Below are 26,850 nucleotides of genomic sequence, written 5' to 3' on the forward strand. Positions count from 1 at the left end.
TATTAATAAGTCTTTCTATCATTGACTAAATGGTGTTAGAGAAGTAGGATAATAAGGAAATCAATAAAGAGGTGACTCAAGTGACAGAACAAGATCATGCACATCACTCTGAACAAATTAAAGTCAATTTAAAATCGAGATTAAACCGAATTGAAGGTCAAGTTAGAGCTATTAATCGAATGATAGAAGAGGATGTTTATTGCGATGATGTGTTAACTCAAATTAGAGCTACACGTTCTGCATTAAATAGTGTAGCTACTAAATTATTAGAACAACATATGAAAAGTTGTATAGCAGATAAAGTAAATCAAGGTCATCAAGAAGAAGCAATGGAGGAACTACTCGTTACGTTTCAAAAATTAATGAAAGATGGAGGGATATCAAGTGCAACAAAAAATTGTATATACTGCTGGAATAGAAACACAAGAACAATCTGAAGCTATAAAAAATCTTTTAACTGAAATGATAGGTGTATATCAAGTTGATATTGATATCAATTCTGGAAACATAACAATTGAATTTGAGACACCTGCGAATTTAAATAGTATTGAAAAAGAAATTTATGATGCTGGATATAAAGTGCTCTATTGATCATATGCAAATTCAGTTTAATGAACATATTTTTAAGTTATAAAAAGTAAAGATTATATTAAATTTTAAAAATCATGTAGTAAAGTAGGCTGAATTGGGGTATGATTATTATGAAGTCAACCAAACGAGGTGTTGTTAGTGAAGAATTCAGAGAAAATTCAAAATGTGGTCAATTTATTATCATCATTAGGTGTAAATATTAAAAAAACTAAATCTCGTTTAGACATTATTAATACGTTACCTACAACAAATCAAATCAGTCACGAATGTAAATAAGTGAACTTGATTTAGGATTTTGGTTAGTAAGTACACTTAAATTCTGAATATGAGTCGTCGATTTTAATCGGCGACTTTTTTAGTAAAGCAATAGAGTCAGCCCACGAAGGGGTTGACTCTATTTTTATATGATATCAAATTAGTCTTTTAAAGTTTCGTACTTTTTAGGTTCATGATAATAAATAGATAAAATGACACCAATTCCAGTCATCAAACTCCATAATGAGCTACCACCATAACTAATAAATGGTAAAGGAATACCAGTAATTGGTAACAATTGAACAGTCATTCCGATATTTTGCAGAACATGGAAAACAATAAGTGATACATATCCTATAATAAAAACTTTGTTATATTGGTCATTAATCCGACTTGCTAATCTAATTAAATGAAAGACTAGAATTAAAAATAACAAAATGAGAATAACTGATCCTATGAACCCCATTTCTTCGCCAATAACAGAGAAAATGAAATCGGTATGGTTTTCAGGTATATAAACCTCACCATGATTATAACCTTTACCAAATAGTTGACCTGAACCGATGGCCTTTAATGATTCAGTTAAGTGATAACCATCTCCACTACTATATGAATAAGGATCCAACCATGAATTGATTCGGCCCATTTGATACATCTTTATACCTAATAAGTTTTCTATTAAAGATGGCTTGAAAAGAATAGTAAGTATAATTGACGAACCAATTACGATTGCTGCAATAAAAATTGGAGCAAGTAATCTCCATGTAATTCCACTCACTAGCATAATTCCAGCAATGATTGCACAAATAACTAATGTTGTTCCTAAATCATTTTGTAATAAAATTAACGCCATTGGAATAATAGAAACGCCTATGATTTTGAAAAATAATGTCAAATCAGATTGAAATGACTTGTTAAATGTAAATTGATTATGTCGCGCTACTACTTTAGACAAAGCTAATATAAGTATAATTTTCATGAATTCAGAAGGTTGGATACTAATTGGTCCAAAGCTATACCAACTTTTGGCACCATTAATAACTGGTGTGATAGGTGTTTCTGGCAATATTAAAAGTCCTAATAATAATATGCAAAAAATTCCATAAAGCAAATATGTATAATTTCTTATTTTTTTAGGTGAAATAAACATAATTATTATGGCCATTATTGCGCCTAGTATATAGTACAATATTTGTCTAATTCCAAAGTTAGCGCTATATTGTCCACCACCCATGGCAGAACTAATTAATGTAACACTTAATATAGCTAACAATGTAATGATTGCTACTAAAATCCAGTCTACTTTAAGTAGCCAATGTTTGTTAGGCTGTTGACGGGATGAATATTTCATAATTTACTCCTTTTACTACACGTGATGAGATATTTGGTAATGAATTATCAATAGTGATAATCATTCATCTTTCATCCATAATTATATAACGATTTTACATGACTTTATAGAAATTTGCTAGAATATCAAGTTCAATTGCAATAACCATTTTATTTCTAAGGGAGTATTAGATTGAATAGTAGGTTTGGTAAAAGAACTTTGCCCTTTATATTAATAGATTATAAAATGCAAAAGTCCTATCAAATATGATAATATTAAGTTTCAGAGAAGACTTTGTATATTAAAAATACATATGATTAAAAGTAAATTTTAAAATGATAAGACGTTATGCCATAGCGTTTATTGGAGGAAAACGAAATGACAAAAGAAAATATTTGTATCGTTTACGGAGGAAAAAGTGCAGAGCATGATGTATCAATTTTAACTGCTCAAAACGTATTAAATGCAATTGATAAAGATAAATATCAAGTTGATATTATTTATATAACAAATGATGGTGAATGGAAGAAGCAAGATAACATCACTAATGAAATAGAATCAACAGAGGATTTAAGAATTGATAACATTCCAACAGGTGAAATTTCCCAATTATTAAGCAAGGGAAGTTCAGGACAATCATATGATGCTGTATTCCCATTATTACATGGTCCAAATGGAGAAGATGGTACGATCCAAGGTTTATTCGAAGTACTTGACATTCCTTATGTAGGGAATGGCGTTTTAGCTGCATCTAGTTCAATGGATAAACTAGTTATGAAACAATTGTTTGAACATAGAGGGTTACCACAGTTACCATACATTAGTTTTTTAAGAAGTGAATTTGAAAAATATGAGAATAACATTCTTAAATTAGTTAATGATAAATTAAGTTACCCAGTTTTTGTTAAACCTGCAAACTTAGGTTCAAGTGTAGGTATTAGTAAATGTAATAATGAAGATGAATTAAAATCAGGTATTAAAGAAGCGTTCCAATTTGACCGTAAATTAGTTATAGAACAAGGTGTTAACGCACGTGAAATAGAAGTTGCAGTTTTAGGCAATGATTATCCTGAAACAACATGGCCAGGTGAAGTCGTTAAAGATGTAGCATTCTATGATTATAAATCAAAATATAAAGATGGAAAAATACAATTACAAATCCCAGCAGATTTAGACCAAGACGTACAAATGACTTTGAGAAACATGGCATTAGAAGCATTTAAAGCGACGGACTGTTCAGGTTTAGTACGTGCAGACTTCTTTGTTACTGAAGATAATCAAATTTATATTAACGAAACGAATGCAATGCCAGGTTTTACATCATTTAGTATGTATCCAAGTCTTTGGGAAAACATGGGACTTTCATATGCTGATTTAATTGCAAAATTAATTGATTTAGCTAAAGAAAGACATGAAGATAAAAAGAAAAACAAATATAAAATAGATTAAACGGAGTTGCTTGAAATGATTAACGTAACATTAAAACAAATTAAAGCATGGATTGATTGTGAAATAGACGAACAATATCTTAATCGATCAATACAAGGTGTCACTATTGATTCCAGAGCGATAAAAAAAGATATGTTATTTATACCTTTTAAAGGTGAAAACGTCGATGGTCATCGTTTCGTTGAACAAGCACTCAAAGATGGTGCAGGTGCATCATTTTATCAAAAGGATGTATCACTGTCCGAGAATATTGAAGGACCTATCATTTGGGTAGATGATACGTTACAAGCATTGCAAGATTTAGCTAAAGCGTATTTAAAATATGTTAATCCTAAGGTCATTGCTGTTACAGGTTCTAATGGTAAAACAACAACCAAAGATATGATTGAAAGTGTACTCAACACAGAGTTTAAAGTGAAAAAGACACAAGGTAACTATAATAATGAAATTGGTATGCCTTTAACTATACTAGATTTAGATAAAGATACTGATATTTCTATTTTAGAAATGGGAATGTCAGGTTTCCATGAAATTGAATTATTATCTACGATTGCTGAACCAGACATTGCTGTAATTACTAATATTGGTGAATCGCATATGCAAGATTTAGGTTCTCGTGAAGGCATTGCTCAAGCCAAGTCAGAAATTACAATTGGCTTAAAACCAAATGGTACATTTATCTATGATGGTGATGAGCCATTATTAAAACCACATGTCGAACAAATTCAACAAGCTAATTGTATTAGCATTGGTTTAGAACAAGGTAATTCATTAGTTTGTAGTGTAAATGAAGAGATTGATACAGAAGGTATTGCATTTACAATTAATCATCAGCAACAATATGAATTACCTATATTAGGTATTCATAATATGAAAAATGCTGCTATAGCCATTGCAATAGGACAAGAATTAGGACTATCATATGAAACAATTCAACACAATATTAAACGTGTTAAATTAACAGGAATGAGAATGGAACGTCATGAAACTGAGCAACAAGTTACTGTAATTAATGATGCCTATAATGCAAGTCCGACAAGCATGAAAGCTGCCATAGATACCCTAAGCAACATGAATGGACGTAAGATTATTGTACTTGGTGATGTTCTTGAATTAGGTGACAATAGTCAAAGTATGCATGAAGAAGTCGGATCTTATTTGCAGAATAAACAAATCGATCAATTAATAACATTTGGTAGTGAAGCAACATTTATTTACAATACAGGTAAGCAATATGTTGATGAAGCACATCATTTTAATGATAAAGATAAGCTTATATCTCATATTACACAGATCGTTCAACCAGAGGATAAAGTATTAATCAAAGGTTCAAGAGGTATGAAATTAGAAGAAGTAGTCGATGCATTAATCAAATAATGCTTATGCCATTGTAGTAAGACTCATGTTAATTTCTCATATATTTGGGAATAACATAGTAGTCTTACTATTTTTATTTAAAAAATTAAATATATTTATGAAACGCTTCCAATTTATATAAAACACCAGTTTAAAAGGAAAAATTTCATAATTATAGGACATGATTCATCACGATATACCAACTGCTTTATTGCTATAATAAATGTTAGGTGGTACTATTAAGAAGTTGATAAAACATAAATGAACATATATGCAAAAAAGTATATTGAGAAATAAACATGTAAAAGGAGAATTATTTTGCAAAATTTTAAAGAACTAGGGATTTCGGATAAAACGGTTCAAACACTTGAATCTATGGGGTTTAAAGAGCCAACTCCTATCCAAAAAGATAGTATCCCTTATGCGTTAGAAGGACATGACATCCTTGGACAAGCTCAAACAGGTACTGGTAAAACGGGTGCGTTTGGTATACCTTTAATTGAAAAGGTTGTTGGAGAACAAGGTGTTCAATCGTTAATTCTAGCGCCTACTAGAGAATTAGCTATGCAAGTTGCAGAGCAATTAAAAGTATTTAGTAAAGGTCAAAACGTACAAGTTGTTACGGTATTTGGTGGTATGCCTATAGAGCGCCAAATTAAAGCCTTGAAAAAAGGACCACAAATTGTTGTAGGTACACCAGGACGTGTAATTGACCATTTAAATAGACGCACATTAAAAACTAATGACATTCATACACTTATCTTAGACGAAGCGGATGAAATGATGAACATGGGATTCATCGATGATATGAGATTTATCATGGATAAAATTCCAGCTGAACAACGTCAAACAATGCTTTTCTCAGCTACAATGCCAAAAGCTATTCAAACATTAGTACAACAATTCATGAAAACACCAAAAATTATTAAAACAATGAATAATGAAATGTCCGATCCACAAATCGACGAATACTATACAATTGTGAAAGAATTAGAAAAATTCGACACTTTCACTAATTTCTTAGACGTACATCAACCAGAACTAGCAATTGTGTTTGGTCGAACAAAACGTCGTGTAGACGAATTAACAAGCGCGTTACTTTCTAAAGGATATAAAGCTGAAGGGTTACATGGTGACATCACGCAAGCTAAACGTTTAGAAGTATTGAAAAAATTCAAAAACGATCAAATTGACATTCTTGTAGCAACAGACGTAGCAGCGCGTGGTTTAGATATCTCAGGCGTAAGTCATGTTTATAACTTTGATATTCCTCAAGATACTGAAAGTTATACGCACAGAATTGGACGTACTGGTCGTGCTGGTAAAGAAGGTATCGCTGTTACTTTTGTAAATCCAATCGAAATGGATTATATTCGTCAAATCGAAGATGCTAATAATAGAAGAATGACTGCTTTAAGACCACCACATCGTAAAGAAGTGTTGAAAGCACGTGAAGACGATATTAAAGAAAAAGTACAAAACTGGATGTCTAAAGACAATGAACCTCGTTTACAAAGAATTTCAACTGAATTACTTGAAGAATATAACGATGTTGAGTTAGTTGCATCATTATTACAAGAGTTAGTTGAAGCTAATGATGAAGTTGAAGTTCAATTAACTTTTGAAAAACCACTTTCACGTAAAGGTCGCAATTCAAAAGGTAACAACAACTCTAGAAGAGGCAATAATAAACGCGGTGGCGGTAAGTTTGATAACAAAAACAGACGATCATCTAAAGGTTTTGCTTCTAAGAAAAATGGTAACAAGAAATTTGACCGTAAAGATAAATCATCTCAAGGTTCAAACAAAACTATGAAAGGTCGCACATTTGCTGACCATCAAAAATAATTAATTTATCAATACTCAATATATATTTGTATTAAAGATAGAGCATGCATTTAGATCAGTCTAAATGTATGCTTTTTTATTTTGTCTATAAAACGCGCAAAAGTAATATTGATTCAAAGTGCGTTAATAAGTAATGAGGAGCATTTAGAAGGGAAATTGTCTATGATATAATGTGACTAAAATGAAAAGGAGCTTATTAATGGATAATACATTTCATAAAAGTCCAAAAAATGCTTTGATTTACTATTTTATAACCTCGGGACTTAACTTGATTTTTGAAATTATTATTTTTACTATTCTATTTTATTTATGGAATCAATTTAATTGGTGGCACTTTATCATATACATATATATCCTTTTATGGGGGATAAGTTTAATTAGGTTCTTTTATGTTCCTTTAATCAATTATTACTTTTTACACTATCGAATTCATAACAATATTTTAGAGGTAAAGTCTACTTTTTTCTTCAAACATCAAGAAATCACTAAAGTAGAAAGGCTTCAATTTTTACAAATTAGTACCAATCCGCTAGCTAAAATGTTTAAACTTAATGAAATTTCATTTGTTTCTGCTGGCCATTTTATTGAACTACCATTTGTATCGGAAACGGAAGCGGAATATATAGAAGAACAAATTTTTAGTCAATTGAGGGGAGCTGAATATGATGTTTAGCCTGCAAAAATTACATCCTATTTCTTATATTTCAGGCTTAATTGAAGCTTTTAAACAAAATATTATTGTTATTATTGTCTTTTTAGTTTTTAACTTTAAAGACTTTGATTTCACAAATATTCGTGAATATATTGTACCTGCAGTGTTGTCATTATTTTTCTTAATATCATTTATTGGACAAATATTGAAAGTTTATCAAACAAGATATTGGATCGAAAATAACCACTTTATATTAACGACGGGCATATTTAACAAAGAACGTAAAGAGTTAGATATTAGTCGTATTCAATCTGTAGATACATCACAAAGTATGATTAATCAAATCGTAGGTGGTGTTCAATTACAAATTAAAACACCAAGTGACGGGATAGAGTTATCAACTATATCCAAATCACAAAGTATTGAATTAGAACAAACAATCAAAGATATCCAGGTGACATTAGCAGATTCCCAAACTGAAATAGATAACAATAGTTTTAATAATACTGATGAATATAATGAATTACATAATAATGAATCTTTTGATAAGTCATCAAAAAAGCGTCGAGTATTTAAATTGTCAATTAAAGATTTAATTTTAATGTCATTAACAAGTGGTGCTATAGGAATAGCAATAGCAACCATTTCACCTATTATAGGCAGCATGTCCAATATTATTCCGTGGAAGAGTATTACTGAAGAAATAACTCATTTAGCTAATGCTATCGCATTAATTGTAAGTATTATCATTGGAGTGATTTTAGTTGCGAGTTATATCATAGGTGCACTTATCAATTTCATTAGATATTTTGGATATACATTATCTCAAGAGAATCATCAGTTAAAAATTCAATATGGTTTGTTTACTAAAAAGAACTTAACAGTACCGTCAGATCGTATTCAAGCAGTCGTCGAGCATCAATCATATATAAGAAAATTATTCGGTTATACAGCTATACATGTATTGATTACGAGTGATTTTGAAGAGAAGATGGAAGATGATTCTACTATAGGTGGAAACATAATGATTATTCCTTTCATTAAACGTAAAGAGGCATATGGAATAATTAAAGCATTAATTCCAGAAATGGATTTCAAACCTGCACGCAAAGGTATGTCTTGGAGAGGATTCCATAGACACTTTTTAATACCTTCGCTGATATTGATTTTAATTGGTAGCATGGGGTTTTATTATTGGTCAACTTGGGCACTTTTAATAATAGGAGTTATTATTTTAGCATTAATTATTAAGGCATTCCTTTATATTCGTTTATCTGGATTTCAGGTTGAAAATGACGAACTGACTATACAGAAAGTTAATTTGTTTACTATTAAAAGATACTATGTAAAATACGATAAAATTATAGGGATGGAAATCAAAGCGCATCCGTTTTTAATAAGAAATCATTTAGGTCATTTCAATTTTTTAATTTCTAAAGGTGCTACAAATCAAACTATTGGATTAAAATTCTTAGATGAAAAGTCAATAGAAAACCTTAAAACATGGTATGTCGGAGGTGATCAACGTGTCGAATTATAATTACATGGATAGTAATGCTAAGAAATCTATGATTTTAGCAAATTCAATAGGGTTGATCATACTTTTACTTGTTTTGATATGCATACTCATTTTAAATTGGAAGTTTTTACATTTAACTGATAATAAGTCAATCGCTATTGGAGGTCTAACACTTTTAATTATATGCAGTATTACATTGTTATTCATCATACCAACATTTAGATATAAGAATTTTAGATATTTAATAAAGAATAATGAAATACATGTGAGAACAGGGATTGTCTTTATCAATACTAATATTATACCGTTTTTTAGAATTCAAAATATTGATATAAGTGAAGGCTTTATTATGAGAAAATTTCGATTAGCTACAGTCACTTTATCAACAGCAGGTGGCAACTCTGAATTATTACTTATAAACAAAGATAAAGCCGAAGAAATCAAACATTTAATTAAAGAAAGACGAAATAGTGAAAATCTGAATCAAAATGATGTAAAATTAAAAGAATAGAATGATAAAAGATAACGAGGCGTCCTATGATATATGGAATTGGATTAGATTTAATAGAAATTGAGAGAATTGAAAAAGTTTATAATAAGCAAAAGCAAAAGTTTGTTGAACGTATTCTATCTAAAGAAGAGCAAATTAAATTTAATGGTTTTTCACAACAAAAAAGAAAGATTGAGTATCTTGCAGGGAGATTTGCTACTAAAGAAGCATTTAGTAAAGCCCTAGGAACTGGTTTAGGGAAAACTATTGCATTTCATGATATCAACTGCTATAACGATCATCTTGGGAAACCATGTATAGACTATAGTGGTTTTCGAGTTCATGTGAGTATTACCCATACTGAAAATTATGCGATGAGTCAAGTTCTTTTAGAAAAACAAGATAATAATGATGATGTGTAAGCTAACTTATTTGTATTCGCTTTGTTAGGTTTTAAAGGAGGCAATGACATTATGTCAGAAAAATTTTATAGATCGACGTATTTAAATATAGATTTGAATGCAATTTTATCTAATTATCAAACATTTGATAAATTGCATGCTAATAAGACTGTTATATCAGTTATTAAAGCTAATGGTTATGGTTTAGGTAGTGTTAGAATTGCGCAACACCTAATGGAAAATGGTGCTTCATTTTTTGCAGTGGCAACATTAGATGAAGCAATAGAGTTACGTATGCATGGCATTAAAGCTAAAATTTTAATTTTAGGTGTAATTCCACCTAAAGATATTAATAAAGCTATACAACATCGTGTCGCATTGACAGTCCCTTCAAAATCATGGTTAAAAGAATCAATTAAGAATATATCAGATGAAAATGAAAAAGCACTTTGGTTACATTTAAAACTTGATACAGGTATGGGTAGACTAGGTATGAAGGATGTTGAAGAATACAAAGAGGTTGTAGATATTATTAGCAAATATGATCAACTTGTATTTGAAGGCGTATATACTCATTTTGCATGTGCTGACGAACCTGGAGATTCGATGGCTACACAATATCAAAAATTTAAAGAACTAGTAGAACAAGTAGAAAAACCAACTTATATACACACTCAAAATTCAGCAGGGGCTCTATTAATGGATGGTCAGTTCTGCAATGCAATTCGTTTAGGTATATCTCTTTACGGATATTACCCTTCAGAATATGTTAAAGAAAATGTAAAAGTACATTTGAAACCAAGCGCACAGTTAGTAAGTGAAATTGTACAAACTAAAACATTAAATGTTGGAGACTCTGTAAGTTATGGAAGTACTTATACTGCAACGGAACCAACGAGAATAGCAGTATTACCAATTGGTTATGCAGACGGTTATTTACGTTCAATGCAAGGATCATGTGTAAACGTGAATGGTCATCAATGCGAAGTAATAGGAAGAGTATGTATGGATCAAACGATGGTCAAAATTCCTGATACAGTAAAAGTCGGAGATAAAGTAATCCTATTAGATAACCATGTGGACACAGACCAATCAGTTGAAGCATTAGCTAAGCAGCAAGATACAATAAATTATGAAGTTTTATGCAATTTATCAAGACGATTACCTCGCATTTATCACATAGAAGATAATACAGAGATAACTAATGAATTATTAAAATAAGTATAGTCACTGTTTTCAAAATTTGTTATTATTAAGTTAAATTAAGAAATCTTAATAATGCAACTTTTGGAATCAGATGGAGGTTCTTTGTATGTTATCTTTTAATCAAAATAGAAGTTACAGTTTAGAGCAATCTTTAAAAGAAGGTTATGCACAAATGGCTGATTTAAATCTCTCCCTAGCAACCGAAGCTTTTCCTATTGAATGTGAAGCGTGCGATTGCAATGAAACATATTTAACTTCTAACGCTAAGAATGAATGATTAGAAGAGGAGATGTTTATCTAGCAGATTTATCACCTGTTCAAGGGTCAGAACAAGGGGGAGTAAGACCCGTCGTCATTATCCAAAATGACACAGGTAATAAATATAGTCCTACTGTTATTGTTGCCGCAATCACTGGAAGGATTAATAAAGCTAAGATACCTACACATGTTGAAATTGAAAAGAAAAAGTACAAACTTGATAAGGACTCAGTTATTTTATTAGAACAAATTCGTACTTTAGATAAAAATCGTTTAAAAGAAAAACTCACATATTTGTCTGATAACAAAATGAAAGAAGTAGATTACGCCCTAGACATTAGTCTAGGTTTACATAATTTCAATCATTCTAAGACATAATTAATTGTATGTATTATTCCAATACAAATAAAATAATGAAATAAAAGACAATAACTTTATAATAATTACAACTGCTTAAATGTATAAAAAGAGATTTATTTATCACGTTGAGCCTTGAATTTTTAACATATTATGAGCAATGATAGTTATTTCGAAGTATTATTTATTATAAAAGGATGTCTTAAGTTTTACGGCTTTAGGTATTCCATCCCTAAAGTCTTTTTTAGATGTATAGAAGTTTTAGGTTTTTAACTAATAAAAAAAGATATTTTGAATGAACGTTAGAAATTGAGCGTTGAAGTTGTATTGAGGAGGCAAAATCGTGGAAGAATTTAAAAAAGATTATAAAAAATTAATTGATGAAAGTTTAAGCACGAATAATAAAACTCAATTAATAAAAAAGTGTGAAGAATTTACTAATGAAGTTATAAAAAAGGATATTTTGCCAGAAGATATTGTTGAAATACATAAAAATTATATATCTTCATTAGACGTTACTGATCATGAAGCGCTTGATACTTTAGATGTACTACAAGAAGTTGTTAAAGGCTTTGGTTATAGTTATAGAGATTATCAAAAATTAGTGAATAAACTACAATACCACGATAAAGAAATAGATTTAGCTTCTCGACTTCAACAAACTATGTTGAAAACAGATATTCCTCAATTTGATAGTATTCAAATTGGTGTGATATCAGTTGCAGCACAAAAGGTGAGTGGAGACTATTTTAACTTAATTGACCATAATGATGGCACTATGAGTTTTGCAGTTGCAGATGTCATTGGAAAAGGAATACCGGCTGCTTTAGCAATGAGCATGATAAAGTTTGGAATGGACTCATATGGACATTCTCAATTGCCAAGTGAAGGATTAAAGAGGCTCAATAGGGTTGTAGAAAAAAACGTCAACCAGAATATGTTTGTTACGATGTTTTATGGTTTATATGAAGAGATGAACCATTTATTATATTGTAGTTCAGCTGGTCATGAACCAGGTTATGTATATAGAGCAGAGACAGAAGAGTTTCAAGAGATAGAAGTAAGAGGCCGTGTTTTAGGTGTTAACCAACAAACAAGATATAGTCAACAGGAAATTCCAATCTATATTGATGATTTGGTGATTATCTTTACTGATGGCGTAACAGAAGCAAGAAATAAAAAAGGCGAATTCATTAAGAAAGATACCTTATTAAATTTAATCAAGAAATATAAACATATGCACCCTCAAGATATTGTTCAAATTATTTACGAAGCAATATTAAAAGTACAAAATCCTAATAAAAAGATGATATGACTATTTTAATTATTAAAAGAGTAAATTAAATTTTATTTTATGATTAAGTAATGTGAACTTTGGGTATAATTATTCTTGAATAGAAAACTGTAGATTTGAAATACAATTAGGAGTGTAACCAAATGAATCTTAATATAGAAACTGTCACACATGATACATATTATGAAGTTAAAGTTGGCGGAGAATTAGATGTTTATACAGTACCTGAATTAGAAGAAGTGTTAGTACCTATGAGACAGGAAGGTACACATGATATTCATGTAAATTTAGCGAATGTTAGTTATATGGACTCAACAGGTTTGGGTCTTTTTGTAGGTACACTTAAAGCATTAAATCAAAACGGTAAAGATTTATATATCTTAGGCGTTTCTGACCGTATTGGAAGACTATTTGATATTACCGGATTAAAAGATTTAATGCATGTTAATGAAGGAACGGAGGTAGAGTAACATGCAATCAAAACAAGACTATATTGAAATGCGGTTACCAGCTTCTGCCGAATATGTAAGTCTAATTAGATTAACACTGTCTGGTGTGTTTACTAGAGCAGGTGCATCTTACGATGATATAGAAGATTCAAAAATTGCAGTAAGTGAAGCAGTCACGAATGCAGTTAAACATGCATACAAACATAATCCTAAAACAGGTATGATTAATTTGTGCTTTGAAGTCTTTGAAGATAAAATTAAAATTGTGATTTCAGATCAGGGTGAAAGCTTTGATTATGAGACAACTAAATCTAATTTAGGACCTTATAATGATAACGAAAATATAGATTTCTTACGTGAAGGTGGATTAGGGTTATTCTTAATCGAGTCACTGATGGATGAAGTAACTGTTTATAAAGAGTCTGGTGTTACAATAAGTATGATTAAGTATATAAAAAAAGAGCAGGTGCGAAATAATGACGAAAGAGTCGAAATCAGTTAATGATGTATCACCTGAACAGATTAACCAATGGATTAAAGAACACCAAGAAGACCAAAATAGTGGAGCTCAAGATAAGTTAGTAAGGCATTATCGTAAACTAATCGAATCTTTAGCTTATAAATATTCTAAAGGTCAATCACATCATGAAGATTTAGTTCAAGTGGGAATGGTTGGTTTAATAGGTGCTATAAATAGATTTGATTTGTCATTTGATCGAAAATTTGAAGCATTCCTAGTACCAACTGTAATTGGTGAAATAAAAAGGTATTTAAGAGATAAAACATGGAGTGTTCATGTACCTAGACGCATAAAAGAAATAGGGCCGCGCATAAAGAAGGTAAGTGATGAACTTACAAATGAATTAGAACGTTCACCTTCAATAAGTGAAATTGCTGCTCGTTTGGAAGTTACAGATGAAGAAGTACTTGAAGCAATGGAAATGGGCCAAAGTTACAATGCATTAAGTGTAGACCATTCAATAGAAGCGGATAAAGATGGGTCTACGGTTACGTTACTAGATATTATGGGTCAACAAGATGATAACTATGATCTTACAGAAAAGCGCATGATACTAGAAAGAATTTTACCAATCTTATCTGACCGAGAAAAAGAAATCATTCAGTGTACATTCATTGAAGGATTAAGTCAGAAAGAAACTGGTGAGCGTATAGGACTAAGTCAAATGCATGTGTCTAGATTACAGCGAACTGCTATTAAAAAGTTGCAAGAAGCAGCTAAACAATAGTTATTAAAAAATAGATAAAAATATTAATTATTAGATTATTATTTCTTTAGTTAGATGTTTCACAATTATGTGATGTACTGCTAAAGAAATAGTAATCTTATTTTTTTAACCTTATAGTACCATATATAAGTATCAGGATTTTATTATTACAGAAAGCAACTATGTTAAAATAAAAAGATAAATTAAAGAAAAAGTGTGGTAGAACTATGGACAATCATTTAATAAAATCAATTATCGAAAAATATAATTTTACAGAAAAGCAAATTACTTCAGTATTGAAACTATTAGAAGATAAAAATACCGTTCCATTCATAGCTAGATATCGTAAAGAACAAACTGGCGGTTTAGATGAAGTAGAAATTAAACAAATTTCAGATGAATATCAATATATGGTTAACTTACAAAAAAGAAAAGAAGAAGTTATTCATAGTATTGAGCAACAAGGAATGCTAACTCATGAATTAAAAAATGATATTCTTAAGCAAACTAAATTACAACGTGTTGAAGATTTATATAGACCATATAAACAAAAGAAAAAAACACGTGCAACAGAGGCAAAAAGAAAAGGTTTAGAACCTTTAGCTAAATGGCTATTACAATCTGAACTTGACGAAAAGGTTCAAACAAAAGCACAAACCTACCTTAACGAAGAAGTAAAAAGCGTTGAAGAAGCCATTCAGGGTGCCCAAGACATCATTGCAGAGCAAATTTCTGATAATCCTAAATATCGTTCAAGAATATTAAAAAATGTATATCAACAAGGACAAATTGTAACTACTAAAAAGAAAAAAGCTGAAGATGAAAAAGAAATATTCTCTATGTATTATGATTATGCTGAACCGATTAAAAAGATAGCTAATCACAGAGTTTTAGCGGTTAATAGAGGAGAAAAAGAAAAAATATTATCTGTAAAAATAGAATTTGATACAGAAATAGTAGAAAAAGACATAGAAAAACAAGAAATAAAAAGAGAAACTGAAGCGACAGCTATTATAAGAGACGCAATTAAAGATAGTCTTAAGAGATTAATAATGCCATCTATTGAACGTGAAATCAGAGGTGACTTAACAGAAAAAGCTGAAAATCATGCTATAGATGTTTTTAGTGAGAATTTGAGAAATTTACTTTTACAACCGCCAATGAAAGGAAAACAAATACTAGGCGTAGATCCAGCTTTTAGAACGGGTTGTAAACTAGCAGTTATTAATCCATATGGAACATTCGTGGCTAAGAATGTGATATATCCACATCCACCAGTAAATAAAACAGATACAGCTGAGAAAATAGTAGTAAAAATGATTAATGATTATGATGTTCAATTAATTGCAATTGGTAATGGGACAGCTAGTAGAGAAACAGAACAATTCATCGCTAATGTTATTAATAAATTTAATCTTAAAGTCCAATTCATCATAGTAAACGAAGCAGGTGCTTCAGTATATTCAGCATCAGAAATTGCACGTGCAGAATTTCCTGATTTCCAAGTCGAAGAAAGAAGTGCTGTTTCAATTGGTAGAAGGGTACAAGATCCTTTAAGTGAATTAGTTAAAATAGATCCAAAATCAATAGGTGTTGGACAATATCAACATGATGTTAACCAAAAAGAATTAGAAAAGGCACTAACATTTGTTGTTGAAACAGCGGTAAACCAAGTCGGCGTGGATGTTAATACAGCTTCTCGTTCACTACTACAATATGTGTCAGGACTTTCATCACAAATTGCCCAAAATCTAATAGAATATAGAGAAGAAAATGGTGCTATTAAACATCATAAAGATATAGCTAAAGTTAAACGTTTAGGTGCCAAAACATTCGAACAAAGTATTGGTTTCATGAGAATTGTAGATGGTACAGAACCGTTAGATAATACATCTATTCACCCAGAAAGTTATGATGTAACATATCAATTACTTAACCAGTTAAATCTTAAAGTTGAAGATTTAGGTAGTGAAACATTAAAAAAGACATTAGATTCCATTGATACACATGAAATTGCTAACCAATTAAATATAGGAAAACCAACATTAGAAGATATTATTAAATCTTTAAAAGCACCAAATAGGGATCCTCGTGATGAATTTGAAACACCAATTTTAAAATCCGATGTTTTATCAATTGAGGATTTATCTGAAGGAATGAAACTTAGTGGTACTGTAAGAAATGTAGTAGATTTTGGCGCGTTTGTTGATATTGGTGTCAAACAAGATGGACTTGTACATGTATCAAAACTATCTAAAAAATTCGTTAAGAACCCAATGGACATTGTAAGTGTAGGAGATATTGTCGATGTTTGGATACTTAACATAGATAAGCAAAAAGATAAAGTATCATTGACAATGATAAATCCACATGAATAATCAGGAATTACAAAGTTTAGTATGTGATCTTTCCTTAAAGTATTTTAAAATACCCTTTAAACATAATGCGTATTTTAATAGGCGCTTAAGAACAACAGGTGGAAGATATCTACTTAAATCACATGATATAGAAATTAATCCCAAGCAATATGAGCATTATGGTAAAAAAGCTATTATTGATATTGTAAAACATGAACTTTGCCATTATCATTTGCATATTTTAGGTAAAGGTTATAAACATAAAGATCGAGATTTTAAAAGCTTAAGTACGAAAGTTGGTGCACCAAGATTTTGCACACCAACGCATTCTTATGAAGAACGTGCTAATTATGAATATATCTGTACCGAATGTAAGACGAAGTATTTAAGAATAAAAAGAGTGAATGTAAGTATCATGAGATGTGGTAAATGTGGTGGTAAATTAAAGTTAGATAGAAAAAAGATTAAGTAAGCCATCGTACAGTAAAAATAAATTGGATATGAACTAGAATGAGGGCACTAATAAGAAAAATTATTTAGTGTCCTCTATTAATATCACATATAAGTATTGACATTACTTTTACGATGATTTATTATAAATAACGTTGCGTTAATAAATGAGCAAACATTACAAGATGATTAATTTTGTTAATTTCATGTTAAAAAGTTATTGACATTGTTTAATAAATGATTTACAATTTATTATGCTATTGAGAAATCGATAAACTTTTGAATGCGTTTTGCCAGCGGTCGTGGCGGAATGGCAGACGCGCTAGGTTGAGGGCCTAGTGGGAGAAATCCCGTGGAGGTTCAAGTCCTCTCGGCCGCACCAAAATAACTTTTAAAATTATATATGCGGGTGTAGTTTAATGGCAAAACCTCAGCCTTCCAAGCTGATGTTGTGGGTTCGATTCCCATCACCCGCTCCAAAATTTAATTAAATGAACATTGAAAACTGAATGACAATATGTCAACGTTAATTCCAATAATGTAACGAAAGTTACAATAATTAATTTAGTTTTATGAGCTAATCAAACATCATAATTTTTTATGGAGAGTTTGATCCTGGCTCAGGATGAACGCTGGCGGCGTGCCTAATACATGCAAGTCGAGCGAACAGATAAGGAGCTTGCTCCTTTGACGTTAGCGGCGGACGGGTGAGTAACACGTGGATAACCTACCTATAAGACTGGGATAACTTCGGGAAACCGGAGCTAATACCGGATAACATATTGAACCGCATGGTTCAATAGTGAAAGGCGGCTTTGCTGTCACTTATAGATGGATCCGCGCCGTATTAGCTAGTTGGTAAGGTAACGGCTTACCAAGGCAACGATACGTAGCCGACCTGAGAGGGTGATCGGCCACACTGGAACTGAGACACGGTCCAGACTCCTACGGGAGGCAGCAGTAGGGAATCTTCCGCAATGGGCGAAAGCCTGACGGAGCAACGCCGCGTGAGTGATGAAGGTCTTCGGATCGTAAAACTCTGTTATCAGGGAAGAACAAATGTGTAAGTAACTGTGCACATCTTGACGGTACCTGATCAGAAAGCCACGGCTAACTACGTGCCAGCAGCCGCGGTAATACGTAGGTGGCAAGCGTTATCCGGAATTATTGGGCGTAAAGCGCGCGTAGGCGGTTTTTTAAGTCTGATGTGAAAGCCCACGGCTCAACCGTGGAGGGTCATTGGAAACTGGAAAACTTGAGTGCAGAAGAGGAAAGTGGAATTCCATGTGTAGCGGTGAAATGCGCAGAGATATGGAGGAACACCAGTGGCGAAGGCGACTTTCTGGTCTGTAACTGACGCTGATGTGCGAAAGCGTGGGGATCAAACAGGATTAGATACCCTGGTAGTCCACGCCGTAAACGATGAGTGCTAAGTGTTAGGGGGTTTCCGCCCCTTAGTGCTGCAGCTAACGCATTAAGCACTCCGCCTGGGGAGTACGACCGCAAGGTTGAAACTCAAAGGAATTGACGGGGACCCGCACAAGCGGTGGAGCATGTGGTTTAATTCGAAGCAACGCGAAGAACCTTACCAAATCTTGACATCCTTTGACCGCTCTAGAGATAGAGTCTTCCCCTTCGGGGGACAAAGTGACAGGTGGTGCATGGTTGTCGTCAGCTCGTGTCGTGAGATGTTGGGTTAAGTCCCGCAACGAGCGCAACCCTTAAGCTTAGTTGCCATCATTAAGTTGGGCACTCTAAGTTGACTGCCGGTGACAAACCGGAGGAAGGTGGGGATGACGTCAAATCATCATGCCCCTTATGATTTGGGCTACACACGTGCTACAATGGACAATACAAAGGGCAGCTAAACCGCGAGGTCAAGCAAATCCCATAAAGTTGTTCTCAGTTCGGATTGTAGTCTGCAACTCGACTACATGAAGCTGGAATCGCTAGTAATCGTAGATCAGCATGCTACGGTGAATACGTTCCCGGGTCTTGTACACACCGCCCGTCACACCACGAGAGTTTGTAACACCCGAAGCCGGTGGAGTAACCATTTATGGAGCTAGCCGTCGAAGGTGGGACAAATGATTGGGGTGAAGTCGTAACAAGGTAGCCGTATCGGAAGGTGCGGCTGGATCACCTCCTTTCTAAGGATATATTCGGAACATCTTCGTAGAAGATGAGGAATAACATTGACATATTGTATTCAGTTTTGAATGTTTATATAACATTCACATATCTTCTTTTTCAAAGAAAGCGATTCGCAGACAATGCGTTGAGTTACTTTAAAGCGGAGTTTACTAGAGTAAATGAGTATTTAAAGTAATGATAACAAAACAGTATGCAAACGCTTGACTGGAAATAGAACTTGTACATTGAAAACTAGATAAGTAAGTAAAATAGATTTTACCAAGCAAAACCGAGTGAATTAGAGTTTTAAAGCTTGAATTCATAAGAAATAATCGCTAGTGTTCGAAAGAACACTCACAAGATTAATAACGCGTTTTCTGTAGGATGGAAACATAGATTAAGTTATTAAGGGCGCACGGTGGATGCCTTGGCACTAGAAGCCGATGAAGGACGTTACTAACGACGATATGCTTTGGGGAGCTGTAAGTAAGCGTTGATCCAGAGATTTCCGAATGGGGAAACCCAGCATGAGTTATGTCATGTTATCGATATGTGAATACATAGCATATCAGAAGGCAGACCCGGAGAACTGAAACATCTTAGTACCCGGAGGAAGAGAAAGAAAAATCGATTCCCTGAGTAGCGGCGAGCGAAACGGGAAGAGCCCAAACCAACAAGCTTGCTTGTTGGGGTTGTAGGACACTCTATACGGAGTTACAAAAGTATATATTAGACGAATCATCTGGAAAGTTGAATCAAAGAAGGTAATAATCCTGTAGTCGAAAATATATACTCTCTTGAGTGGATCCTGAGTACGACGGAGCACGTGAAATTCCGTCGGAATCTGGGAGGACCATCTCCTAAGGCTAAATACTCTCTAGTGACCGATAGTGAACCAGTACCGTGAGGGAAAGGTGAAAAGTACCCCGGAAGGGGAGTGAAAAAGAACTTGAAACCGTGTGCTTACAAGTAGTCAGAGCCCGTTAATGGGTGATGGCGTGCCTTTTGTAGAATGAACCGGCGAGTTACGATTTGATGCAAGGTTAAGCAGCTAATGTGGAGCCGTAGCGAAAGCGAGTCTGAATAGGGCGTTTAGTATTTGGTCGTAGACCCGAAACCAGGTGATCTACCCTTGGTCAGGTTGAAGTTCAGGTAACACTGAATGGAGGACCGAACCGACTTACGTTGAAAAGTGAGCGGATGAACTGAGGGTAGCGGAGAAATTCCAATCGAACTTGGAGATAGCTGGTTCTCTCCGAAATAGCTTTAGGGCTAGCCTCAAGTGATGATTATTGGAGGTAGAGCACTGTTTGGACGAGGGGCCCTTCTCGGGTTACCGAATTCAGACAAACTCCGAATGCCAATCAATTTAACTTGGGAGTCAGAACATGGGTGATAAGGTCCGTGTTCGAAAGGGAAACAGCCCAGACCACCAGCTAAGGTCCCAAAATATATGTTAAGTGGAAAAGGATGTGGCGTTGCCCAGACAACTAGGATGTTGGCTTAGAAGCAGCCATCATTTAAAGAGTGCGTAATAGCTCACTAGTCGAGTGACACTGCGCCGAAAATGTACCGGGGCTAAACATATTACCGAAGCTGTGGATTGTCCGTAGGACAATGGTAGGAGAGCGTTCTAAGGGCGTCGAAGCATGATCGCAAGGACATGTGGAGCGCTTAGAAGTGAGAATGCCGGTGTGAGTAGCGAAAGACGGGTGAGAATCCCGTCCACCGATTGACTAAGGTTTCCAGAGGAAGGCTCGTCCGCTCTGGGTTAGTCGGGTCCTAAGCTGAGGCCGACAGGCGTAGGCGATGGATAACAGGTTGATATTCCTGTACCACCTAGTATCGTTTTAATCGATGGGGGGACGCAGTAGGATAGGCGAAGCGTGCTATTGGATTGCACGTCCAAGCAGTAAGACTGAGTGTTAGGCAAATCCGGCACTCATAAGGTCAAGCTGTGATGGGGAGAGGAAATTATTTCCTCGAGTCGTTGATTTCACACTGCCAAGAAAAGCCTCTAGATAGATAACAGGTGCCCGTACCGCAAACCGACACAGGTAGTCAAGATGAGAATTCTAAGGTGAGCGAGCGAACTCTCGTTAAGGAACTCGGCAAAATGACCCCGTAACTTCGGGAGAAGGGGTGCTCTTTAGGGTTAACGCCCAGAAGAGCCGCAGTGAATAGGCCCAAGCGACTGTTTATCAAAAACACAGGTCTCTGCTAAACCGTAAGGTGATGTATAGGGGCTGACGCCTGCCCGGTGCTGGAAGGTTAAGAGGAGTAGTTAGCTTCTGCGAAGCTACGAATCGAAGCCCCAGTAAACGGCGGCCGTAACTATAACGGTCCTAAGGTAGCGAAATTCCTTGTCGGGTAAGTTCCGACCCGCACGAAAGGTGTAACGATTTGGGCACTGTCTCAACGAGAGACTCGGTGAAATCATAGTACCTGTGAAGATGCAGGTTACCCGCGACAGGACGGAAAGACCCCGTGGAGCTTTACTGTAGCCTGATATTGAAATTCGGCACAGCTTGTACAGGATAGGTAGGAGCCTTTGAAACGTGAGCGCTAGCTTACGTGGAGGCATTGGTGGGATACTACCCTAGCTGTGTTGGCTTTCTAACCCGCACCACTTATCGTGGTGGGAGACAGTGTCAGGTGGGCAGTTTGACTGGGGCGGTCGCCTCCTAAAAGGTAACGGAGGCGCTCAAAGGTTCCCTCAGAATGGTTGGAAATCATTCATAGAGTGTAAAGGCATAAGGGAGCTTGACTGCGAGACTTACAAGTCGAGCAGGGTCGAAAGACGGACTTAGTGATCCGGTGGTTCCGCATGGAAGGGCCATCGCTCAACGGATAAAAGCTACCCCGGGGATAACAGGCTTATCTCCCCCAAGAGTTCACATCGACGGGGAGGTTTGGCACCTCGATGTCGGCTCATCGCATCCTGGGGCTGTAGTCGGTCCCAAGGGTTGGGCTGTTCGCCCATTAAAGCGGTACGCGAGCTGGGTTCAGAACGTCGTGAGACAGTTCGGTCCCTATCCGTCGTGGGCGTAGGAAATTTGAGAGGAGCTGTCCTTAGTACGAGAGGACCGGGATGGACATACCTCTGGTGTACCAGTTGTCGTGCCAACGGCATAGCTGGGTAGCTATGTATGGACGGGATAAGTGCTGAAAGCATCTAAGCATGAAGCCCCCCTCAAGATGAGATTTCCCAACTTCGGTTATAAGATCCCTCAAAGATGATGAGGTTAATAGGTTCGAGGTGGAAGCGTGGTGACACGTGGAGCTGACGAATACTAATCGATCGAAGACTTAATCAAAATTTATGTTTTGCGAAGCAAAATCATTTTACTTACTATCTAGTTTTGAATGTATAATACATTCCATTTGTCTGGTGACAATGGCAAGGAGGTCACACCTGTTCCCATGCCGAACACAGAAGTTAAGCTCCTTAGCGCCGATGGTAGTCGGACTAACGTTCCGCTAGAGTAGGACGTTGCCAGGCAAATAATAGGATGCGATGAGCCGCATTGAGACCGCAAGATCTCTTTTTTTTATGTTTAAAATAAGAAAGTCAACGCAGAGTAAATGCGTTTAGACGATGAATTGAAGAATGAGTGCAACGAGCTTAGTCGAGCTAAGTGAGTAAGTGAGAGATGAAAATGAAGAAGTATAAGCGTATTTCTCTCAAGTTGAAAAAGGTCCTTAGCGCCGAAGGTAGCAGACTAACGTTCTAAAGCAAAACAGTGATTGAAAATCACATGTTTTACTTACTTAATAGCATGAGCTATTAAGATCAATAGCCCATGCCAGGCAAATAATAGGATGCGATGAGCCACATTGAGACCGCAAGGTCTCTTTTTTTATGTTTAAAATAAGAAAGTCAACGCAGAGCAAATGCGTTTAGACGATGAATTGAAGAATGAGCGTAACGAGCTTAGTCTATCTAATAGTTGAAAGTAGAAACTAAAACGAAGCCATGCAAGTTTACATAGCTTCGTCTAGTTTAAATTAATAATGAATATAGCATTTTATTTTCATTAATGTAAATGTTTGAAGAATCAAACTGATTTACATTTTCTTTTAATTGTTGTAAGTCTGTATGATCTTTAAGTTGAATACCGATAATTACAGTACCAGTATTTTGAGATGATTTCTTTAAATATTCAAATTTAGTGATATCATCTTGTGGTCCTAGTACATCATTAACGAATTCTCTAAGTGCACCAGGTCTTTGAGGGAAATTAAGAATGAAATAATGTTTCATTTCTTCGTATAATAATGAACGTTCTTCAATTTCTTTCATACGGTTAATATCATTATTCCCACCACTTACGATGCAAACTACTGTTTTGCCTTTGATTAATTCTCGATAGTCTTCTAATGCTGCTACACTTAGCGCTCCAGCAGGTTCTGCAATAATTGCTTGTTTAGAATACATATCTAGGATTGTTGAACAAACTGCACCTTCATCCACTTGCACATAGTCATGTACGAAAGATTTAGCAATTTCAAATGTAATATCACCAACTCTAGCAACTGATGCACCGTCTACAAATTTATCAATGTTTTCTAATGTTACAATTTTGTTATTAACTACTACAGATTCATACATACTACTAGCTCCAGCAGGTTCTACACCAATGATTTTAGTTTGTGGAGAATAGTCATGAAAATAAGTACTGATACCTGAAATTAAACCACCACCGCCAATAGCTGCAAATAAATAATCAAAATTGATATTTTCCTCGCGAGATTGTGTAATCATTTCTTTAGCTAATGTACCTTGACCTGCAATAGTATAAACATTATTAAATGGATCAATAAAAGTCATATTATTTTGTTTAGTATATTCAAGCGCTTCTGCTAAACAATGGTCAAATGTGTCACCAGTTAATTTAATTTCAACATTACCATTTCCAAAGAATTGAACTTGGTTAATTTTTTGTAATGGTGTTGTGACTGGCATAAAAATGACAGCTTTTAGATTAAGTTTTTTTGCTGTGTAGGCCACGCCTTGAGCATGGTTTCCAGCACTAGCACATGTAATCCCTTTACTTTGAATGTCATCAGATAGGACTGAAATAGCATTATACGCACCACGCAATTTAAAAGAGCGTACCCATTGCAAGTCCTCTCTTTTTAAATATACCTTACAATCATACTTTTGAGATAAATAGTGATCTAATTGTAAAGGCGTTTCTTTAACTATATCTTTAAGACGTAAATAAGCTTCGTCGATATCTTTGGTTGAAACTGTTGTTTTTACTGTCATAATTTTCCCACCTTAATGTACTTTTTCATATTTTTCAATTAAATCTTCATATTGTAAAGTAATATCAATATCATCAAGACCATTGATTAGCTTATTCTTCCAGGTTTCATCGATATCAAAGTGGAAGGTTTGTTCTGTTGATGATACAGTTTGATTAGGTAAATCTATTGTGATCTCTTTGAATGATGCTAGATGTTCACGTGAAGGTTTATCTAAAACGATAGGGAGCATGGCATTCTTAGTACAATTCATATAAAAGATATCACTATAACTTCCAGCAATGATAATACTAAAACCATAGTCTTTTAATGCCCAAGCAGCATGTTCTCTACTTGAACCACAGCCAAAATTATCTCCAGTGATTAAAATACTAGCACCTTGATATTCAGGTTTGTTTGGATTGAAGTCTGGATTATCGCTTCCATCTGGTAAATAACGCCATTCATCAAAAGCAAATGGACCAAAACCAGTTTTTGAAATCCGTTTTAAATGAACTTTTGGAATAATTTGATCTGTATCAATATTATCGTAAAAGAGAGGTACAATTTTACCTTGATAAGTTGTAATTGGTTTGATATCCATCTAAACGACCACCTTTCTAACATCAACAAATCGTCCATTAATTGCTGCTGCAGCGGCCATAGCAGGGGAGACGAGATGAGTTCTTGCTCCCTTACCTTGTCTACCCTCAAAATTGCGGTTACTTGTTGATGCACAATGTACGCCTTCAGGTACTTGGTCCGGATTCATACCTAAACACATTGAACAACCTGGTTCACGCCATTCAAATCCAGCTTCTTTGAATACTTTATCAAGTCCCATTGATTCTGCTTCTTTTTTTACTGTTCGTGATCCTGGAACAACAATAGCAGTAATATTAGGATGCACATGATTGCCTTTTACAATATGACTAGCTTCGATCAAGTCAGTAATTCTAGCGTTAGTACATGAACCTAAAAATACATAACCTAATTCAATATCTTCAGCTTTTTGTCCTGGTTCAAGTCCCATGTATTGATAAGCTCGTTCGTCATTAGAATCTTTAATTTCAGGGAATGGGGTATTAAAATTAACGCCCATTTCAGGATTAGTGCCCCAAGTTACTTGAGGTTCCAATTCTGAAACATCCATTTCAATGACTTTGTCAAAAATAGCATCTTTATCAGAATAAAGTTGTTTCCATTCAGATATTGAGCGTTCGAAATTGTCAGCATAAGGTCTACCTTTTACATATTCAAATGTAGTTTCATCTGGTTGCATGATTCCATATTTTGCACCTGCCTCAATAGCCATATTACATATTGTCATTCTAGCTTCCATTGAAAGGCTTTTGATTGTTTCACCAGTGAACTCTAAAGCATAACCAGTACCAAAATCTACACCGTATTGATTAATAAGGTAAAGAATAATATCTTTAGCGTATACACCCTTAGGTAATTTTCCATTGATATCAATCTTCAAATTTTTAGGTTTAGTTTGCCAAAGCGTTTGTGTAGCAAATACATGTTCTACCTCACTCGTTCCGATACCAAAAGCTATGGCACCAAAAGCGCCATGTGTAGCAGTATGAGAATCACCACATACAATAGTCTTTCCTGGTTGTGTTAGTCCAGTTTCAGGTCCAACCATATGCACGATTCCTTGTTCATCTGATCCCATATCAAATATGTGTACACCGAAGTCTTTTGCATTTTTTTGTAGCGTGGTAATTTGCTTATTTGCAATTTCATCTTTGATATTAAAAATATCTACTGTTGGGACATTATGATCTAATGTAGCAAAAGTTAAATCGGGACGTCGTAAGCGTCTATTTTGAATTCTCAATCCTTCAAACGCTTGTGGTGATGTTACTTCATGTATCAAATGTAAATCAATATATAATAATTGAGGGTCACCTACATTTCCATGCAAGACATGTTTATCCCATACTTTGTCAAATAGTGTTTGTCCCATAAGA

21 protein-coding genes, 2 tRNA genes, 3 rRNA genes and 2 pseudogenes are annotated in these 26,850 nt (G+C 34.4%); 24 read left to right on the top strand and 4 right to left on the bottom strand.

Annotated features, from left to right (window positions below):
* Positions 1 to 80 precede the first annotated feature (80 nt).
* From EL082_RS03875 to EL082_RS03885, 3 genes and pseudogenes are all read left to right on the top strand, one after another.
* A pseudogene (locus EL082_RS03875) lies at positions 81 to 371 on the top strand (metal-sensitive transcriptional regulator); the annotation flags it as partial.
* The gene (gene csoZ, locus EL082_RS03880) at positions 370 to 591 is read left to right on the top strand and encodes a putative copper chaperone CsoZ (protein WP_232012202.1); all 222 of its coding nucleotides are present in this window, start codon (positions 370 to 372) and stop codon (positions 589 to 591) included. The pseudogene EL082_RS03875 and the gene csoZ, both read left to right, overlap by 2 nt.
* Before the next feature lie 138 nt (positions 592 to 729).
* Positions 730 to 867, top strand: coding sequence for an Lmo0850 family protein (locus tag EL082_RS03885; protein ID WP_002466770.1), 138 nt, complete (start codon positions 730 to 732; stop codon positions 865 to 867).
* A 139-nt stretch (positions 868 to 1,006) separates the two neighbouring features.
* Here the strand turns inward: EL082_RS03885 and EL082_RS03890 are convergent, their stop codons facing one another.
* The gene (locus EL082_RS03890; RefSeq protein ID WP_002466775.1) at positions 1,007 to 2,197 is read right to left on the bottom strand and encodes an FtsW/RodA/SpoVE family cell cycle protein; all 1,191 of its coding nucleotides are present in this window, start codon (positions 2,195 to 2,197) and stop codon (positions 1,007 to 1,009) included.
* Positions 2,198 to 2,554: 357 nt separating this feature from the next.
* Here EL082_RS03890 and EL082_RS03895 point away from each other — a divergent pair, with 357 nt between their 5' ends.
* The 21 genes and pseudogenes from EL082_RS03895 (at position 2,555) to rrf (ending at position 23,123) form a co-directional block, all read left to right on the top strand.
* Complete coding sequence (locus EL082_RS03895; RefSeq protein WP_002466764.1) at positions 2,555 to 3,625, top strand: D-alanine--D-alanine ligase; 1,071 nt, start codon at positions 2,555 to 2,557, stop codon at positions 3,623 to 3,625.
* Between the two features lie 15 nt (positions 3,626 to 3,640).
* Positions 3,641 to 5,002 carry a UDP-N-acetylmuramoyl-tripeptide--D-alanyl-D-alanine ligase gene (locus EL082_RS03900; RefSeq protein WP_002466757.1) on the top strand — a complete coding sequence of 454 codons (1,362 nt, stop codon included), beginning with the start codon at positions 3,641 to 3,643 and terminating at the stop codon, positions 5,000 to 5,002.
* A gap of 297 nt (positions 5,003 to 5,299) precedes the next feature.
* Positions 5,300 to 6,829 carry a degradosome RNA helicase CshA gene (cshA, locus tag EL082_RS03905; protein ID WP_015364831.1) on the top strand — a complete coding sequence of 510 codons (1,530 nt, stop codon included), beginning with the start codon at positions 5,300 to 5,302 and terminating at the stop codon, positions 6,827 to 6,829.
* Between the two features lie 199 nt (positions 6,830 to 7,028).
* Positions 7,029 to 7,502 carry a PH domain-containing protein gene (locus tag EL082_RS03910; protein ID WP_002466763.1) on the top strand — a complete coding sequence of 158 codons (474 nt, stop codon included), beginning with the start codon at positions 7,029 to 7,031 and terminating at the stop codon, positions 7,500 to 7,502.
* Complete coding sequence (locus EL082_RS03915) at positions 7,495 to 9,021, top strand: PH domain-containing protein (RefSeq protein ID WP_164553444.1); 1,527 nt, start codon at positions 7,495 to 7,497, stop codon at positions 9,019 to 9,021. Before EL082_RS03910 ends, EL082_RS03915 begins: the two co-directional genes overlap by 8 nt.
* Positions 9,008 to 9,511 carry a PH domain-containing protein gene (locus EL082_RS03920; RefSeq protein WP_015364833.1) on the top strand — a complete coding sequence of 168 codons (504 nt, stop codon included), beginning with the start codon at positions 9,008 to 9,010 and terminating at the stop codon, positions 9,509 to 9,511. The genes EL082_RS03915 and EL082_RS03920 overlap by 14 nt, the downstream gene beginning before the upstream one ends.
* Positions 9,512 to 9,537: 26 nt before the next feature.
* Positions 9,538 to 9,912: a holo-ACP synthase gene (gene acpS / locus EL082_RS03925; protein WP_002466788.1), complete on the top strand. Its 375-nt coding sequence runs from the start codon at positions 9,538 to 9,540 to the stop codon at positions 9,910 to 9,912.
* Positions 9,913 to 9,963: 51 nt separating this feature from the next.
* Positions 9,964 to 11,112: an alanine racemase gene (gene alr / locus EL082_RS03930; protein ID WP_015364834.1), complete on the top strand. Its 1,149-nt coding sequence runs from the start codon at positions 9,964 to 9,966 to the stop codon at positions 11,110 to 11,112.
* 91 nt (positions 11,113 to 11,203) lie between these two features.
* A complete protein-coding gene (gene mazE, locus EL082_RS03935) occupies positions 11,204 to 11,374 on the top strand; it encodes a type II toxin-antitoxin system antitoxin MazE (RefSeq protein ID WP_002451626.1) in 171 nt (56 codons plus the stop codon).
* Complete coding sequence (locus EL082_RS03940) at positions 11,371 to 11,733, top strand: type II toxin-antitoxin system PemK/MazF family toxin (RefSeq protein WP_002451625.1); 363 nt, start codon at positions 11,371 to 11,373, stop codon at positions 11,731 to 11,733. The genes mazE and EL082_RS03940 overlap by 4 nt, the downstream gene beginning before the upstream one ends.
* Positions 11,734 to 12,055: 322 nt before the next feature.
* Positions 12,056 to 13,056, top strand: a pseudogene (locus EL082_RS03950) (SpoIIE family protein phosphatase).
* A 93-nt stretch (positions 13,057 to 13,149) separates the two neighbouring features.
* The gene (locus EL082_RS03955) at positions 13,150 to 13,476 is read left to right on the top strand and encodes an anti-sigma factor antagonist (protein ID WP_002466754.1); all 327 of its coding nucleotides are present in this window, start codon (positions 13,150 to 13,152) and stop codon (positions 13,474 to 13,476) included.
* A gap of 1 nt (position 13,477) precedes the next feature.
* Complete coding sequence (gene rsbW, locus EL082_RS03960; RefSeq protein WP_049414624.1) at positions 13,478 to 13,957, top strand: anti-sigma B factor RsbW; 480 nt, start codon at positions 13,478 to 13,480, stop codon at positions 13,955 to 13,957.
* Positions 13,932 to 14,702 carry an RNA polymerase sigma factor SigB gene (sigB, locus tag EL082_RS03965; protein WP_002451621.1) on the top strand — a complete coding sequence of 257 codons (771 nt, stop codon included), beginning with the start codon at positions 13,932 to 13,934 and terminating at the stop codon, positions 14,700 to 14,702. The genes rsbW and sigB overlap by 26 nt, the downstream gene beginning before the upstream one ends.
* Positions 14,703 to 14,908: 206 nt before the next feature.
* On the top strand, positions 14,909 to 17,059 hold the full coding sequence (locus tag EL082_RS03970; RefSeq protein WP_015364835.1) for a Tex family protein: 2,151 nt from the start codon (positions 14,909 to 14,911) through the stop codon (positions 17,057 to 17,059).
* Positions 17,052 to 17,510: a SprT family protein gene (locus EL082_RS03975; RefSeq protein ID WP_002466780.1), complete on the top strand. Its 459-nt coding sequence runs from the start codon at positions 17,052 to 17,054 to the stop codon at positions 17,508 to 17,510. The genes EL082_RS03970 and EL082_RS03975 overlap by 8 nt, the downstream gene beginning before the upstream one ends.
* 274 nt (positions 17,511 to 17,784) lie before the next feature.
* Positions 17,785 to 17,870, top strand: a tRNA-Leu gene (locus tag EL082_RS03980).
* A gap of 23 nt (positions 17,871 to 17,893) precedes the next feature.
* Positions 17,894 to 17,967 (top strand) — tRNA-Gly (locus EL082_RS03985).
* A gap of 118 nt (positions 17,968 to 18,085) precedes the next feature.
* Positions 18,086 to 19,638, top strand: a 16S ribosomal RNA gene (locus tag EL082_RS03990).
* Positions 19,639 to 20,016: 378 nt separating this feature from the next.
* Positions 20,017 to 22,938 (top strand): 23S ribosomal RNA (locus tag EL082_RS03995).
* 70 nt (positions 22,939 to 23,008) lie between these two features.
* Positions 23,009 to 23,123: ribosomal RNA gene (gene rrf / locus EL082_RS04000) — 5S ribosomal RNA — on the top strand.
* Together the 16S, 23S and 5S rRNA genes with 2 tRNA genes alongside form the textbook arrangement of a ribosomal RNA operon.
* Positions 23,124 to 23,624: 501 nt before the next feature.
* Here the strand turns inward: rrf and ilvA are convergent.
* Genes ilvA through leuC form a run of 3 tightly spaced genes read right to left on the bottom strand, consistent with a single transcriptional unit; the run spans position 23,625 to position 26,846 of the window.
* Complete coding sequence (gene ilvA / locus EL082_RS04005; RefSeq protein WP_002466255.1) at positions 23,625 to 24,893, bottom strand: threonine ammonia-lyase IlvA; 1,269 nt, start codon at positions 24,891 to 24,893, stop codon at positions 23,625 to 23,627.
* A 12-nt stretch (positions 24,894 to 24,905) separates the two neighbouring features.
* Positions 24,906 to 25,475: a 3-isopropylmalate dehydratase small subunit gene (gene leuD, locus EL082_RS04010; protein ID WP_002466253.1), complete on the bottom strand. Its 570-nt coding sequence runs from the start codon at positions 25,473 to 25,475 to the stop codon at positions 24,906 to 24,908.
* A complete protein-coding gene (gene leuC / locus EL082_RS04015) occupies positions 25,476 to 26,846 on the bottom strand; it encodes a 3-isopropylmalate dehydratase large subunit (protein ID WP_015364836.1) in 1,371 nt (456 codons plus the stop codon). It abuts the gene before it with no gap.
* Between the last annotated feature and the right edge of the window lie 4 nt (positions 26,847 to 26,850).

It is taken from the genome of Staphylococcus warneri, from assembly GCF_900636385.1.
Lineage (GTDB): Bacteria > Bacillota > Bacilli > Staphylococcales > Staphylococcaceae > Staphylococcus > Staphylococcus warneri.

Coding starts and splice junctions, on each gene's coding strand:
- csoZ (WP_232012202.1), top strand. CDS start 370: ATGGAGGGATATCAAGTGCAACAAAAAATTGTATATACTGCTGGAATA.
- EL082_RS03890 (WP_002466775.1), bottom strand. CDS start 2,197: ATGAAATATTCATCCCGTCAACAGCCTAACAAACATTGGCTACTTAAA.
- EL082_RS03895 (WP_002466764.1), top strand. CDS start 2,555: ATGACAAAAGAAAATATTTGTATCGTTTACGGAGGAAAAAGTGCAGAG.
- EL082_RS03900 (WP_002466757.1), top strand. CDS start 3,641: ATGATTAACGTAACATTAAAACAAATTAAAGCATGGATTGATTGTGAA.
- EL082_RS03910 (WP_002466763.1), top strand. CDS start 7,029: ATGGATAATACATTTCATAAAAGTCCAAAAAATGCTTTGATTTACTAT.
- EL082_RS03915 (WP_164553444.1), top strand. CDS start 7,495: ATGTTTAGCCTGCAAAAATTACATCCTATTTCTTATATTTCAGGCTTA.
- acpS (WP_002466788.1), top strand. CDS start 9,538: ATGATATATGGAATTGGATTAGATTTAATAGAAATTGAGAGAATTGAA.
- alr (WP_015364834.1), top strand. CDS start 9,964: ATGTCAGAAAAATTTTATAGATCGACGTATTTAAATATAGATTTGAAT.
- mazE (WP_002451626.1), top strand. CDS start 11,204: ATGTTATCTTTTAATCAAAATAGAAGTTACAGTTTAGAGCAATCTTTA.
- EL082_RS03940 (WP_002451625.1), top strand. CDS start 11,371: ATGATTAGAAGAGGAGATGTTTATCTAGCAGATTTATCACCTGTTCAA.
- EL082_RS03955 (WP_002466754.1), top strand. CDS start 13,150: ATGAATCTTAATATAGAAACTGTCACACATGATACATATTATGAAGTT.
- rsbW (WP_049414624.1), top strand. CDS start 13,478: ATGCAATCAAAACAAGACTATATTGAAATGCGGTTACCAGCTTCTGCC.
- sigB (WP_002451621.1), top strand. CDS start 13,932: ATGACGAAAGAGTCGAAATCAGTTAATGATGTATCACCTGAACAGATT.
- EL082_RS03970 (WP_015364835.1), top strand. CDS start 14,909: ATGGACAATCATTTAATAAAATCAATTATCGAAAAATATAATTTTACA.
- EL082_RS03975 (WP_002466780.1), top strand. CDS start 17,052: ATGAATAATCAGGAATTACAAAGTTTAGTATGTGATCTTTCCTTAAAG.
- ilvA (WP_002466255.1), bottom strand. CDS start 24,893: ATGACAGTAAAAACAACAGTTTCAACCAAAGATATCGACGAAGCTTAT.
- leuD (WP_002466253.1), bottom strand. CDS start 25,475: ATGGATATCAAACCAATTACAACTTATCAAGGTAAAATTGTACCTCTC.
- leuC (WP_015364836.1), bottom strand. CDS start 26,846: ATGGGACAAACACTATTTGACAAAGTATGGGATAAACATGTCTTGCAT.